Genomic DNA, 12,466 nt, shown 5'->3' with positions numbered 1-12,466 from the left:
ACCGTCGGCACGCAGGCCATCCACGTACCGTCTGCACGGCAGGCTTCCCGGCTCCGGCGCCGGGCATGCGAGGCTGGAGTCCGGTGACGGTCACCGCGAACACGGCCGCCCCGCCCGTCCGGGCCGGGTGCGGGGGCGCCCCCGCACCCGGCCGCTCCGGCGAACGAAAGGAACCCGCTCGTGCCCAGCCCCGCATCCCTCTCCCCCGCCCAGGCGGCAGCCCGTCTGGAGGAGTTCACCGTCATCGACGTGCGGGCTCCCGGCGAGTACGCCGCCGGACACGTTCCCGGCGCCCTGAACATCCCGCTCGACAAGCTGCCGGAAGCGCTGCCCGCGCTCAAGTCCGCCTCCGCGCGCGGTTCGCTGCTGGTGGTGTGCGCTTCCGGGGTCCGCTCCACGCGGGCCTGCGAGATCCTCGCGGGAGCGGACATCGAGGCCGTGACGCTGACCGGCGGCACGTCGGCCTGGGAGGGTGACGGCCGCGGCCTGGACCGCCCCGAGGGCGCGCGCACCACCTGGCCCATGGAGCGTCAGGTGCGGCTCGCGGCGGGCTCGCTGGTGGTGGCGGGGCTGGTGGCGGGCATCCGCTTCCCGGCGGCGCGCTGGCTGTCCGCGGGCGTCGGCACGGGCCTGGTGCACTCGGCGCTCAGCAACACGTGCGGGATGGCCGCGGTCCTCTCGAAGCTGCCGCACAACCGGGCCCCGCGCGCCGTCGGCGACCTGGACGCCACGCTGGAGGAGCTCCAGCGCTGATCCGACGGGGCCGACCGGTCCACGACCGGCCCCGGGGCGGGCGCGCGGAGTCCGGGGCGGGTCAGGCCTCGTCGCGGACCAGCGCCAGCAGCCGGTCCAGGACGCGGGGGCCGCCCGCGCGCACGCCGTCGTGCTCGTACTCGTCCGTCACCCAGGTCCGCAGCCCCCGGATCGCCGCCGCCGTGCGCAGCGCGTCCGCGGTGTCGACGTACATGTCGTCGTGGTAGACGGCCGCGGCGACCGGGACCTCGTTGGCGGCGAGCCGCTCGGGGTCGTACAGGACGGGCCAGTCGGTGCGCTGCGCGAGGAGTTCGGCGGTCTCGCGCAGCGGGCGCAGGGCCGGGTCGACGTCGAAGTGCCAGGGGTGGATGGTCTCGCCGGTGAAGAGGACCGGACCGTCGCCCGCCAGTGCCGCCGCCGCGTCGAACTGCGGGAACTCGGCGCGGACACGCTCGGCGGCCCAGGCGGTGGGGCGCCCGCCCTGCCCGTAGATGGCCTCGTGGAGCAGGGCGTACAGCGGGTGCCCGGCAAAGGAGGAGGCCGTGCGCATGGCCTCCTGGAAGGCGTCGGAGAGTTCGGTGCCGCCCGGTGTGCGGACGAACGCGTTCTCCAGCAGGTAGTGGAGCTGGTGGCTGCCGCTGCCCGAGCCGAGCATGATGCCGAGCGACTGGAAGCCCTCGGGCGTCAGCCGGTGCCCGGCGCTCTCGGGCCGGTGCTCGGCGAGGTACGCAGTGATCGCGCGGGCGCGCTCGACGTCCTGGGGGTAGCGGGCGTAGTGGGCGGCGACCTTGCGTTCGACGCGGGGGTAGGCGGCCCGGTAGACGTCGTCCGCGTGGGCGTCCAGCGAGGGCAGTCCGCCGGTGATCAGGACCGCCGCGAGGCCCTCGGGGGCCGAGGAGACGTAGCGGACGGCGCAGAAGCCGCCGAAGGACTGGCCGAGGACCGTCCAGGGCGCCCCGCCGGTGAGCTGCGGCCGGATCAGCTCGCAGTCGCGGACGATGGAGTCGGAGCGGAAGTGGGCGAGGTAGTCGGCCTGTTCGCGGGGGCCGCCGCGCAGCGGGAGGGTCTGCCGGTTGGCCGGGGTGGACCGTCCGGTGCCGCGCTGGTCGAGGAGGAGTACCCGGAACTCGCGCAGGGCGCGGCCGAGCCAGGCCTCCGTGCCGACGAACCGGCGCGCGCCGAAGCCGGGGCCGCCCTCCAGGTAGACCAGCCAGGGCAGCTCCTCGCCGGCCCGGGAGGTGGCGACCGCTTCCCGGCCGTAGACCTCGATCTGCTCGCCACCGGGGTCGCTGTGGTCCAGGGGCACGGTGAAACGCCGGTCGGTGAGGACGACGCCGGGCTGCCGGTAACTGATCACGGGAACTCCTGAATCCGGGGTGCGGACTGATCCGGGCGAAAGGGCCAGTTCAGCACATGGCCGCACCGGTCCGGGGAGGGGCCCTCGGGGGATGCCCCGGACGGTCCCGGCCCGTGTGCGCGGCGGCCGGGGGGCTTCCAGTGGGTGTCTGGCACTTCCGCGTGGATGAGCGGACGGCGTCCGGTGCGGTGCATCGCAAGGCGCCGGAAAGTCCTCGTAGCGGAGCTACTAGGGCTTTTCGGTAACGCCGCGAGGTGCCGTGCCGGACGTCGCCCGCCCGCGCGGAAGTGCCAGACACCCCCTAGCGTTCAGGCATGATCCGGTTCGAGCAGGTCGGCAAGGTCTATCCGGACGGAACGACGGCGGTCGACGGGCTGTCCTTCGAGGTGGCGGAGGGCGAGCTGGTGACCCTGGTGGGACCGTCCGGCTGCGGCAAGACGACCACGATGATGATGGTGAACCGGCTGATCGAGCCGACCTCGGGCCGGATCCTGGTGGCCGGCGAGGACATCGCCGGGATCGACCCGGTGAAGCTGCGCCGCCGGATCGGCTATGTGATCCAGCAGGTGGGCCTCTTCCCGCACCGGACCGTCCTGGACAACACCGCGACCGTGCCGGCGCTGGTCGGCTGGAAGCGCGCACGGGCCCGGGAGCGGGCGGCGGAGCTGCTGGACCTGGTGGGCCTGGACCCGAAGACGTACGGATCGCGCTATCCGGCGCAGCTCTCCGGCGGGCAGCGCCAGCGGGTGGGCGTGGCGCGGGCGCTCGCGGCGGATCCGCCGGTGCTGCTCATGGACGAGCCCTTCGGCGCGGTGGACCCGGTGGTGCGGGAGCGGCTTCAGAACGAGTTCCTGGCGCTCCAGCAGCGGGTGCGCAAGACGGTGCTCCTGGTGACGCACGACATCGAGGAGGCGGTGCGGATGGGCGACCGGATCGCGGTGTACGGGGAGGGGCGCATCGAGCAGTTCGACACCCCGGCCGCCGTGCTCGGCACCCCGGCGACCCCGTACGTGGCCCGGTTCGTGGGTTCCGACCGGGGGCTGAAGCGGCTGTCGGTCACGGCGATCGAGCCGGAGGATCTGGAGGGGCCGCCGGTGGCCCGGCTGGAGGAGCACGCGGAAGCCGCGGCGGCCCGGCTGGCTGCTGCGGGGGCCCGCTGGGCGGTGGTCCTGAACGGCGCGGGCGAGCTGCACGGCTGGGTGTCGGCGGACGCGCTGCGGTCCGCCGGGGAGGAGGGAACGGTGGGCGGCCTGGCCCGCCGGATGGACGCGTGGGTGCCGGTGGGCGCCCCGCTGAAGCAGGCGTTCAGCGAGATGCTCCAGCACGACGCGGGGTGGGTGGCGGTGCTGGACGGGGCCCGGTTCCTCGGGGTGCTGACCCCCGCCAAGCTGCACGAGGCGCTGCGCCGGTCGGTGGACGCCGACGCGCAGGGGGTGGGCCGCGAGGAGGTGGAGTTCGATTCCGTGGCGGACGCGTAGGGGCGCCCCCGCATCCGCACCCTTGAGGGGTGCCCCCGGCACCCGTTGCCCGCGCTTTTTACACGTAGCCCGCGCGCGCAATGGTTATTGACGCCAGTCAACGTCGTACGCCAGGGATTCCGGCCGCGGCATGCGCACCGGGCCCCGGCCCCCTCAGCTGACCCGGTTCACCGGTCAGCGTCCGCGGCGGTAGCTGCTGCCGTCCCGGGGCCGGACCAGCAGCCCCGCCACGACGAGATAGCGGCGCAGGGCGGAGCAGTCCTTGTGGACGGTGAGGAGCGCCTCGTTCACCTCGCGCTCCGTGTACGAGCGCTCCCGCTCGAACAGCGTGTCGGCGAGGTGCACGAGCAACTGCTCCCGCCGGGCCTCCCTGCGCGGGATCGCGACCAGGCGGCCGTGCGAGAAGAGCGCTTCGACCCGGTGGGTCCGAGGGGTCTGCGACGGCGGCGTGAGGGTCTCTTGTTCAGCGGGCATGGGCGGAAGCGTCGCAGCCGTCCGCAGGAGGGGCAACGCCTTTTCGGCGCCGCCCCTCCTCGCGTTGACAGACCCGCACCGCCCGGGTTGTTATGTGTGCGTGCAGCGTGACGTCGGCCAAAAAGATCTGGGCCGGCCGGCGATCAAGCCAGCACCTTCTTCCCAGGGATGACGCCGTGAGTCCACTCATCGCCCCCTGCCTCTGAGCACCTCAGCCTCCGAACGCTTCGCCGCGGGCATTCACCCCGCGACGCCGGGCCTTCGCCGCCCGCTTTCCTTCCGGGAGACCCAGAACCTCCATGTCCCATGCCTTCCAGCAGTCCGTCATCGCCGAGTTCCGCGCCAACGCGGGGAAGGTCGGCGGCCCCTTCGAGGGCGCCGATCTCCTGCTGCTCACCACCACCGGAGCCCGCTCCGGGAAGCCGCACACCACACCACTGGGATACGTGCGCGACGGCCGTTGCCTGCTCGTCGTCGGCTCCAACCTCGGCGCACCGCTCCACCCCGACTGGTACCGCAATCTCCTCGCCCGCCCCACCGTGCGGGTCGAGGTGGGGGACGAGGCGTTCGACTCACTCGCCGTACCGGCCGAAGGGGCGCGACGCGACGAAATCTTCGCCCGGGTCGTCGCCGCGGCGCCCGGGTACGCCGACTACCAGGACGCGACGGACCGGCTGCTGCCGGTCGTGGTCCTGGAACAGCCCGAGCCCGATGCGACGGCCCCCGCGATCACCTCGCTCGCCGACAAGCTGGTGGAGGTGCACACCTGGCTGCGCGGTCAACTGCTCCACGTGCGCGACGAGACGGAGGCGCACTTCGCCGCGCGGACCGGACACCCGGGCGGGGGCGAGACGCCCGCGCCCGGTCTCGGGCTCCAGATCCGGCAGCGCTGTCTGGCCTTCTGCCAGGCGCTGGAGTTCCACCACACGGCCGAGGACGGCCACATGTTCCCGACGATGGAGGGCTACCACCCCCAGCTGCGGCACGTCTTCGACCGGCTGCGGGAGGAGCACCGGAGCATCGGGGCCGTCCAGTCGACGCTCGCGGCCCTGCTGGCCGACGTCGCCGTCGCGGAGCCGGACCGCTTCCGCGCCGAACTGGCCCGGATGACCGAGGAGCTGACCGCCCACCTCGACTACGAGGAGGAGCACCTCCTGCCACTGCTGGCCGGTGTGCCCTGGCCCCCGGCACCGCCCGCCTCCTGAGCCGTCGGGCGGCTCAGTCCTCCGGGAGGAGCTTCTTCGACTCCAGGTAGGTGCGCGCGACGTCCTCGGGCAGCCTGCGCCAGCTGTCGACCCGCTCGTTCATCGAGGCCAGGTCGGCGGTGGTCAGCACGGTGTTGAGCCGGTCGAGGGCGTCGCGCACCCCGGTGCTTCCGGCGCGTGCGCGGTTGACGACGGGGACGACGTAGTCGGCGTTCTGGAGCTTCTTGTCGTCCTCCAGCAGGACGAGGCCGAACTGGTCCAGGGTGGCGTCGGTCGTGGTGGTCAGGACCATCTGGTCCTGACCGGTCTGCACCGCCTGCTTGGCCTGGGTGGTGCCGACGCCCTTCGGGTCGACGGCGACGACGTCGATGCCGTAGGTCCTGCGCAGGCCGGGGGCGCAGTAGGGCCGCTGGACGCATTCGTCGCCCGCCGCCAGCCGTACGGGCAGTTTCGCGGCGCCGACGTCGCTGAGGGTCCTCAGTCCGTGTTCCTTCGCGTACGCGGCGGTGACGGCGAAGGCGTTCTGGTCGACGGCCCGGCCGGGGGCGAGCACGGTGAGTCCGCGCGGGGCGGCGAGCGAGCGCAGCTCCTTCATGGTGGTGGCGAGGTCGGGCGATCCGACCGGGGGCGCGTCGGCCCCGTTGGCCTTGGCGTTCAGCCAGTCGGCGAAGGTCGCCGCGTACTCCGCCACCACGTCGATCCGGCCGTTCTCCAGGGCGGGTTCGTAGATCTCGCGATTGGTCACGGAGATGATGTCGGCGGAGTACCCGGCGTGCTCCAGGAGCAGCGCGTACAGCTGGGCCAACAGGTCGCTCTCGGTGAAGCCGGCCGATCCGACGGTGAGGTGCTCGCTGTCGCCGGGCGGTGCGGTGACCTCGCCCTGGTTCTCCAGCGCCGGGCCGGCGGTGCAGGCCGTGGCGGCGAGGAGGACCAGCGCCGCCAGGGCCCGGCGGGCGCGGCTCATGCGGCCTCCCGGTCGCGCCGGAGGGCGAGACGCTGCCCCGCCTCGAAGAGGCTCTCGACGAGGAGGGCGAAGGCGGCCACGAGGATCGCCCCCGCCACCACCTGCGGGGTGGAGGCGAGGTTGAAGCCCGCGGTGATGATCCGGCCCAGTCCCCCGCCGCCGGCCAGCGCCGCGATCGTGGCGGTGGCCACCAGCTGGACGGCGGCGATCCGCACGCCGGTGAGGATCAGTGGGAGGGCGAGCGGCAGTTCGACCCCCAGGAGCAGCTGGCGGCCGGTCATGCCCATGCCCCGGGCGGCCCGGACGACGTCCCGGTCGACCTCGCGCATACCGACGTAGGCGTTGGTGAGGAGCGGCGGCACGGCGAAGAGCACGAGCGCGATGACCGTCGGCCACTGCCCGTGCGTCCCGATGGGGGTGAGCAGCAGCAGGACCAGTACGGCGAAGGTGGGCACGGCCCGGCCGACGTTGGAGAGGTTGACGGCGAGCGCGCCGCCCTTGCCGAGGTGGCCCAGGACGAGGGCGACGGGCAGCGCGATCAGGCAGCTGATGAGCAGACAGACGACGGTGAGGTAGAGGTGTTCGCCGAGCCGGTTCCCGACGCCGTCGGGGCCGGACCAGTGGGCGGCGGTGGTGAGCCAGGACCAGGTGTCGGAGAGGGTGTTCACGTCCGCGCCCCCCTGCTGGGCGTGTTCACGCCCGCCTCCGGGCCCAGGGTGTCAGCAGCCGTCCCGCTCCCAGGAGCAGCAGGTCCGCGGCGACGGCGATGACGACGCACAGGACGGAGGCGGTCAGCACCTGGGCCTTGAAGTAGGTGTTCATGCCGGAGTAGATGAGGTTGCCGAGTCCCCCGTGGCCGACGATCGCCCCGATGGTGACCAGGGAGACCGCGGATACGGTGGCGATGCGCAGCCCGGCCATCGCGGCGGGCAGGGCGAGCGGGAGCTCCACGGCGATGAGCAGACGCAGCGGCCCGTAGCCCATGCCGCGTGCGGCCTGCCGGGTCTCCTCGGGGACGGCCCTGAGCCCGGCCAGGATGTTGCGGACGAGCAGCGTCAGGGAGTAGAGGACGAGCCCCGCGATCACCAGCGCGGCCGAGAGTCCGTACAGCGGCAGCAGCAGGGAGAACATCGCGAGCGACGGGATCGTGTACAGGACCGTCGTGAGGCCCAGCACCGGGCCGGCCGCCCAGCGCCACCGGCGGGCGGCCACCGCCAGGGGGACGGCGAGCAGGAGTGCGATGGCCACCGAGGCGGCCGTCAGCTGGAGGTGTTGCAGCACCGCGTCCATGAGGATCTCGCGGCGGCTGGAGAGGTAGGCCCCGCAGATCCACTCGTTACGGGCGAGGCAGTCGTCCGGGGGCGCCGTCACCCGTCCATTCGAGCGCGGCAGCCGTTCCGTCGCGCGTCAGGGGCCGCCGTTCGAGGGGTTTGAGCGAATGCTCAAACCCCTCGTGGCCGCCCCGGGGGCACGCATGGGCCTGTTACCCCCGTCGCCCCGTACAACCCGCTGCCTGCGCAGACCGCCCGGTCGTCCCGCCGTCGCCCCGTCCCTCCTCGCCCGCCTGGAGCGGAATGCGGAACGACCTGGGCTCCCCGAGCAACCCTCCTCGCCGGGCCGCCGTCTTGATCCATGACAGGACGGTGCGCCGCGTGTGACGTGCGGCGCCCAACCCCCACAAGATCCGGGCCCGCACGACCGCCGGACTATACCTCCCGCGTATACATGGAAGGTATAGTCAGCGCGCCGCGGGCCCGGCACCGCGCGGAAGGCCCCCATGCAGACCAAGGCACTGGCGCCCGAGTACCAGGGAGCACTCACCAAGATGTCGGTGAACGCCTCCCTCACCGACGTACTGGCCGAAGGCGTACGCCACCTGAGGCAGGCCGAGCTCTCCGGATCGCAGGAGGAGGTGGCGCGTTCGGGCCTCGCCGTGGCCGAGGCGCACCGCAGGCTCGGACAGGTCGCGGAGGCCGACCGGGCCTGGAAGGCCAGCTACCGGGCCGCGCGGACGGCCGGGAACACCGGGGCGATGGCGTGGGCACTGTGGAGCGGGGGCACGCTGGCACGCCAACGCGGTTCGCTGCGCCTCGCGTTCAGGCTGCTCGGTCTCGCGGCGGAGCTGGGGAAGCGGGGCGGGGACGTGGTCGCCCGGGGCTATTCGCTGGCCGGTCTCGCCGAGACCGGACGGATCCAGGGCGACTACGCGACCGTCGCGACGCTGCACGAACAGCTGCTGGCGGAGGCCCGTGCCCGGGGCGAGGCCCGGCACACCGTCTGGGCGCTGGAGGGCATCGCGCAGATCCACCGCAACACCGGTTCGCTGGATACCGCGTTGGAGATGTTCGAGGAGGCGGCCGTCCTGTCGGGAGACGCGGACGACCGGCGTGGCCGGGCCTGGGCCCTGCGCGGCATCGCGGACATCGTCTCCCTCCGGGACGGGGCGACCGGGCGCGCACTCGACCTGCTCTCCGAGGCCGAGACGACCTGCCGCGAGATGAACCTCTCCAGCGCCCTGGCGTACAACCACAAGATGCGGGCCAACGTGCTGTTCCGCGCCGGGCGGTACGAGGAGGCGCGCGAGGTGTACGAGCAGGCGCTCGGGGAGTTCCGTGCGATGGACGAGCCGCGGGGCGAGGCGCTGGCCTCCCTCGGCCTGGTCAAGGCGCGGGCCAGGCTCGGCCGGGACCGCGAGGCCACCGCCGCCGAGCTGGACGAACTGCGCGGCAGGCTGAGCCGGATCGGGCTGCTCAACGCCCGGGAGATGGTCGAGAAGGCGTACGCCGAACTCGGCGTGGAACCGGCCTCCGCGGGCGAGAGGGACGGCCGCCGATGACGCTCTCCACGACCAGCCGGGCGAGCGCACCGCAGATACTGGACCGCTGCCGCGAACTGGTGCGCCCGGCCCTGGTGGAGTCGGTGGGGCGGCTGCACCCCTGGCACGCGGAGACGGCGGCCTTCTCGCTGGGCTGGAACGGGACCGGCGGCGAGTCGGCGCCCGGATCGCAGGGCAAGGGGGTCCGCCAGGCGCTCGCGGTGCTCGGCGCGGAGGCCGCGGGTGGGAGCGGGGCGGACGCGGTGCTCGGCGCGGTGGCCGTCGAGCTGATCCACACCTTCTCGCTGATCCACGACGACATCATGGACGGGGACGAGACCCGTCGTCGCCGGCCGACGCTGTGGAAGGCGTACGGCACGGGCCCGGCCGTCCTCGCGGGGGACGCCCTGTTCGCGCTGGCCGTCTCCACGCTGGCGGAGGCTCCCGGGCCGGGCGGCGCGGCGGCGGTCCGGCGACTGGCGGGCGCGCTGGGCGATCTGGTGAGCGGTCAGGCGCAGGACCTGCTGTTCGAGTCCCGGCCGTGGACCGGGCCGGGGGCGGTCCTGCCGCACGAGTACCGGTCGATGGCGACCCAGAAGACGGGCTCCCTGCTCGGTTGCGCCGCTGCCCTGGGCGCGGTGCTGGCCGGCGCCCCGGCGAGCACCGTCGAGGCGCTGGACCAGGCGGGGCGGCATGTGGGGGTGGCGTTCCAGGCGGTGGACGACCTGCTCGGGATCTGGGGCGATCCGCAGGTGACCGGCAAGCCGGTACACAGCGACCTGCGGCGGCTCAAGAAGACGTACCCGGTGCTCGCGGCCCTCTCCGCCGATCACCCGGCGGCCCGGCGTCTCGACGCGCTGCTCACCTCCGCCGGGCCGCTCGACGACCCGACCGCGCGCCGTGCGGCCGAGCTGATCGACGAGGCAGGGGGGCGGCGGGCCGCGGTCGCCGAGGCGCAGGAGCACCTGGCGGCGGCCCGCGCCTGTCTGGACCGGGTTCCGCTGGCGGAGGGCGCGCGTGGCGATCTGCTCACGCTGATCCCGTACCTCGTGGACCGCACCGGCTGACCCGTGGCCGCCCGCCGGAAAACGGCGGGCGGCCACGGTCCCGCGTACGGCACGATGGGCCCGGGCGTGTCTTCGCCCACGCACCCGCCACGACGACGTGAGGACTCCCCGGCGTGACTGCTCTTCCCGCTCCCGTCACAGCGCTGCTCGTCGTCGACGTCCAGTCTGCGTTCGTCGCGGGGGACGCGGCCGTGCCCGACGCGCCCCGGCTGCTGGACCGGGTGACGGATCTGATCGGGCGGGCCCGGGAGGCCGGGGCGCTCGTCGTCCACCTGCAGAACGACGGCCCGGCCGGACAGTCCGACGAGCCGGGGACGCCCGGGTGGGAGCTGCACCTGCCCGTGCGCACCGGGCCGGCCGAGACCGTGATCCGCAAGAGCGAGGACGACGGCTTCGAGGAGACGTCGCTGGAGGCCGAGCTGCGAGCGGCGGGCGTCCGGGCGCTCGCCATCTGCGGGGTGATGTCGGAGATGTGCGTGCTCGCCACCGCCCGCCGGGCCCTGGAGCTGGACTACCGGGTCGTCCTGCCCCATGACGCCCACGCCACGTACGACATCCCCGCCGCGCCGGACATCAGTGACGTGGTGCCGGCGGCCATGGCGTCACGGGTGGCCGAATGGGCTCTGGGCGACGAGGTGGAAATCGTGGCGCGCGCCGCGACCGTCTCTTTCGCCACTGCGTCCGCCACCACGAGAACGGCCTAGCCGGCCGATAGATGGTGCCGCCATCCGGTGCGGCGATCGGCGCAGTACGGCATGCCGGAAAACGGCTGAAGATATAAGCGGCCGGATGCGTACGGATCACCTCCGCCATTCCGTGCCAGCACTCTTGGCAAGCCCTTTCACCTGCTGCCCGTGAAGGGCCGACGGTCCTACGTCGATCTGCTGCGCGACCACCCGAACGGCCCTCCTTCACGCGTCATCCCCCTGTGATCGTATGAGCGAGTCACGCGCACGATTTCGCCACAACTCTGCCAAAGTGCACTTCGGCTTAGACCCCCAATTGCCGGTGGGGCTTACTCACCGGATTGAGCGAAGAGAGCCGTCGTGCTGCACATGCGTCGTACTGAAGAAAGCCAATTGACGGTCCTTCATCTGGTTCAGCCCGTGGACGGCGGAGTGGCCCGGGTCGTCACCGATCTCGTCAGGGCCCAGGCCGGGTCCGGGCTGCGCCCCGTGGTGGCCTGCCCGCCCGGCAGCCCGCTGGCCCTCGGGGCGGCGGCCGCGGGCGCCGAGGTCCATGGCTGGTCCGTCACCCGTGCCCCCGGGCCCCGGCTGGCCGGTGAGGTGGCCGCCGCGGGCCGGATCGTCCGCGTGAGCCGCCCGCACGTGGTGCACGCCCACAGCGCCAAGGCGGGACTGGCCGGCCGGATCGCGGTACGCGGCCGGATCCCCACCGTGTTCCAGCCGCACGCCTGGTCGTTCGAGGCGGTCGGCGGGCGCGCCACACAACTCGCTCTCGGCTGGGAGCGGTTCGGCGCGCGCTGGGCCGATCACATCCTGTGCGTCAGCGAGTCCGAACGCCGCACCGGACAGGAGGCGGGCATCGCCGCCCGCTGGTCGGTCATCCACAACGGCATCGACCTCGACCGTTTCCGTCCCGGCGGAAGCGGGGACCGCGCGGAGGCCCGCGCCTCGCTGCCCTTCCTGGGGGGCGTCGGCGCGGACGCCCCGCTGGTCGTCTGCGTCGGGCGGCTGACCCGGCAGAAGGGGCAGGACGTGCTGCTGCGGGCCTGGCGCCGGATGCCTGCGGCCGGGGCCCGTCTGGTGCTGGTGGGGGACGGGCCCGACCGGCACGGACTGGAGGCATCGGCGCCGCCGGGCGTGCTGTTCACCGGAGCCTGCGAGGACGTGCGGCCGTATATCCACGCGGCGGACGTCCTGGTGCTGCCCTCCCGCTGGGAGGGCATGGCACTGGCCCCGCTGGAGGCCATGGCCTGCGGGCGCCCCGTCGTGATGACCGACGTGAACGGGGCGCGGGAGAGCCTGCCGCCCGGCCACGAGGACCACTGTCTGGTGCCTCCGGAGGATCCGGCGGCACTGGCCGCGGCGCTGACCGCCCTGCTCGCCGACCGGGAGCTGCGCGACGCGCTGTCCCGCCGGGCCCTGCGCCACGCCCGGGCTGCCTTCGACGTCCGACGGACCGCGGGGGCCGTCGCCGGTCTCTACCAGGAACTGGTCGGCGTGTCCGGCCCCACGAGGAAGCGCACCGAGCGATGACGATGGAGAGTGCACCGGTTCCCGGCGCTGGTCAGGCAACAGCCGTGCAGGCTCACACGGTTCATCCGCCGCGAAGAGGCGGCGGCGGTGCGCAGGCGCGGCCCGGCAAGCGCCGGACCGTCCGGTACGGCCGT

The 12,466-nt window shown here is 73.6% G+C and carries 12 protein-coding genes; 7 read left to right on the top strand and 5 right to left on the bottom strand.

The genetic code is table 11. The features are described from left to right. Window positions 1-180 precede the first annotated feature (180 nt). On the top strand, window positions 181-753 hold the full coding sequence (locus D581_RS0103420; protein ID WP_018955827.1) for a rhodanese-like domain-containing protein: 573 nt from the start codon (window positions 181-183) through the stop codon (window positions 751-753). Window positions 754-814: 61 nt separating this feature from the next. On the opposite strand, the gene D581_RS0103415 is transcribed toward D581_RS0103420, so the two are convergent. After that, window positions 815-2,110: an alpha/beta fold hydrolase gene (locus D581_RS0103415; RefSeq protein ID WP_018955826.1), complete on the bottom strand. Its 1,296-nt coding sequence runs from the start codon at window positions 2,108-2,110 to the stop codon at window positions 815-817. A 314-nt stretch (window positions 2,111-2,424) separates the two neighbouring features. Here D581_RS0103415 and D581_RS0103410 point away from each other — a divergent pair, with 314 nt between their 5' ends. Beyond that, window positions 2,425-3,588, top strand: coding sequence for a betaine/proline/choline family ABC transporter ATP-binding protein (locus D581_RS0103410; protein WP_018955825.1), 1,164 nt, complete (start codon window positions 2,425-2,427; stop codon window positions 3,586-3,588). A 174-nt stretch (window positions 3,589-3,762) separates the two neighbouring features. On the opposite strand, the gene D581_RS0103405 is transcribed toward D581_RS0103410, so the two are convergent. Next, on the bottom strand, window positions 3,763-4,062 hold the full coding sequence (locus D581_RS0103405; protein WP_018955824.1) for a DUF2087 domain-containing protein: 300 nt from the start codon (window positions 4,060-4,062) through the stop codon (window positions 3,763-3,765). A gap of 299 nt (window positions 4,063-4,361) precedes the next feature. Here D581_RS0103405 and D581_RS0103400 point away from each other — a divergent pair, with 299 nt between their 5' ends. Continuing rightward, window positions 4,362-5,267, top strand: coding sequence for a nitroreductase/quinone reductase family protein (locus D581_RS0103400; RefSeq protein WP_018955823.1), 906 nt, complete (start codon window positions 4,362-4,364; stop codon window positions 5,265-5,267). A gap of 13 nt (window positions 5,268-5,280) precedes the next feature. On the opposite strand, the gene D581_RS0103395 is transcribed toward D581_RS0103400, so the two are convergent. The 3 genes from D581_RS0103395 to D581_RS0103385 are packed head-to-tail and all read right to left on the bottom strand — an operon-like array spanning window position 5,281 to window position 7,602. Further along, entirely contained in the window at window positions 5,281-6,231 is a 951-nt protein-coding gene (locus tag D581_RS0103395; protein ID WP_018955822.1) for an ABC transporter substrate-binding protein, read from the bottom strand. After that, complete coding sequence (locus D581_RS0103390; protein WP_018955821.1) at window positions 6,228-6,899, bottom strand: ABC transporter permease; 672 nt, start codon at window positions 6,897-6,899, stop codon at window positions 6,228-6,230. Before D581_RS0103390 ends, D581_RS0103395 begins: the two co-directional genes overlap by 4 nt. A 25-nt stretch (window positions 6,900-6,924) precedes the next feature. Next, window positions 6,925-7,602: an ABC transporter permease gene (locus tag D581_RS0103385; protein ID WP_018955820.1), complete on the bottom strand. Its 678-nt coding sequence runs from the start codon at window positions 7,600-7,602 to the stop codon at window positions 6,925-6,927. Between the two features lie 406 nt (window positions 7,603-8,008). Here D581_RS0103385 and D581_RS0103380 point away from each other — a divergent pair, with 406 nt between their 5' ends. From D581_RS0103380 to D581_RS0103365, 4 genes are all read left to right on the top strand, one after another. Further along, window positions 8,009-9,067 carry a tetratricopeptide repeat protein gene (locus D581_RS0103380; RefSeq protein ID WP_018955819.1) on the top strand — a complete coding sequence of 353 codons (1,059 nt, stop codon included), beginning with the start codon at window positions 8,009-8,011 and terminating at the stop codon, window positions 9,065-9,067. Continuing rightward, on the top strand, window positions 9,064-10,113 hold the full coding sequence (locus tag D581_RS0103375; RefSeq protein WP_018955818.1) for a polyprenyl synthetase family protein: 1,050 nt from the start codon (window positions 9,064-9,066) through the stop codon (window positions 10,111-10,113). The genes D581_RS0103380 and D581_RS0103375 overlap by 4 nt, the downstream gene beginning before the upstream one ends. A 113-nt stretch (window positions 10,114-10,226) precedes the next feature. Further along, window positions 10,227-10,817 carry a cysteine hydrolase family protein gene (locus D581_RS0103370; RefSeq protein WP_018955817.1) on the top strand — a complete coding sequence of 197 codons (591 nt, stop codon included), beginning with the start codon at window positions 10,227-10,229 and terminating at the stop codon, window positions 10,815-10,817. Between the two features lie 351 nt (window positions 10,818-11,168). Further along, on the top strand, window positions 11,169-12,332 hold the full coding sequence (locus tag D581_RS0103365; RefSeq protein ID WP_032752520.1) for a glycosyltransferase: 1,164 nt from the start codon (window positions 11,169-11,171) through the stop codon (window positions 12,330-12,332). The last annotated feature ends 134 nt before the right edge of the window (window positions 12,333-12,466 follow it).

Source organism: Streptomyces sp. CNB091, assembly GCF_000377965.1.
The sequence above is the reverse complement of the archived record's forward strand: the minus strand, read 5'-3'. Positions and strand labels throughout refer to the sequence as shown.

Bases quoted from the DNA above. Each gene is read 5' to 3' on its own strand.
- D581_RS0103410 (WP_018955825.1), top strand. From the start codon at position 2,425: ATGATCCGGTTCGAGCAGGTCGGCAAGGTCTATCCGGACGGAACGACG.
- D581_RS0103375 (WP_018955818.1), top strand. From the start codon at position 9,064: ATGACGCTCTCCACGACCAGCCGGGCGAGCGCACCGCAGATACTGGAC.
- D581_RS0103405 (WP_018955824.1), bottom strand. From the start codon at position 4,062: ATGCCCGCTGAACAAGAGACCCTCACGCCGCCGTCGCAGACCCCTCGG.
- D581_RS0103400 (WP_018955823.1), top strand. From the start codon at position 4,362: ATGTCCCATGCCTTCCAGCAGTCCGTCATCGCCGAGTTCCGCGCCAAC.
- D581_RS0103395 (WP_018955822.1), bottom strand. From the start codon at position 6,231: ATGAGCCGCGCCCGCCGGGCCCTGGCGGCGCTGGTCCTCCTCGCCGCC.
- D581_RS0103365 (WP_032752520.1), top strand. From the start codon at position 11,169: ATGCGTCGTACTGAAGAAAGCCAATTGACGGTCCTTCATCTGGTTCAG.
- D581_RS0103380 (WP_018955819.1), top strand. From the start codon at position 8,009: ATGCAGACCAAGGCACTGGCGCCCGAGTACCAGGGAGCACTCACCAAG.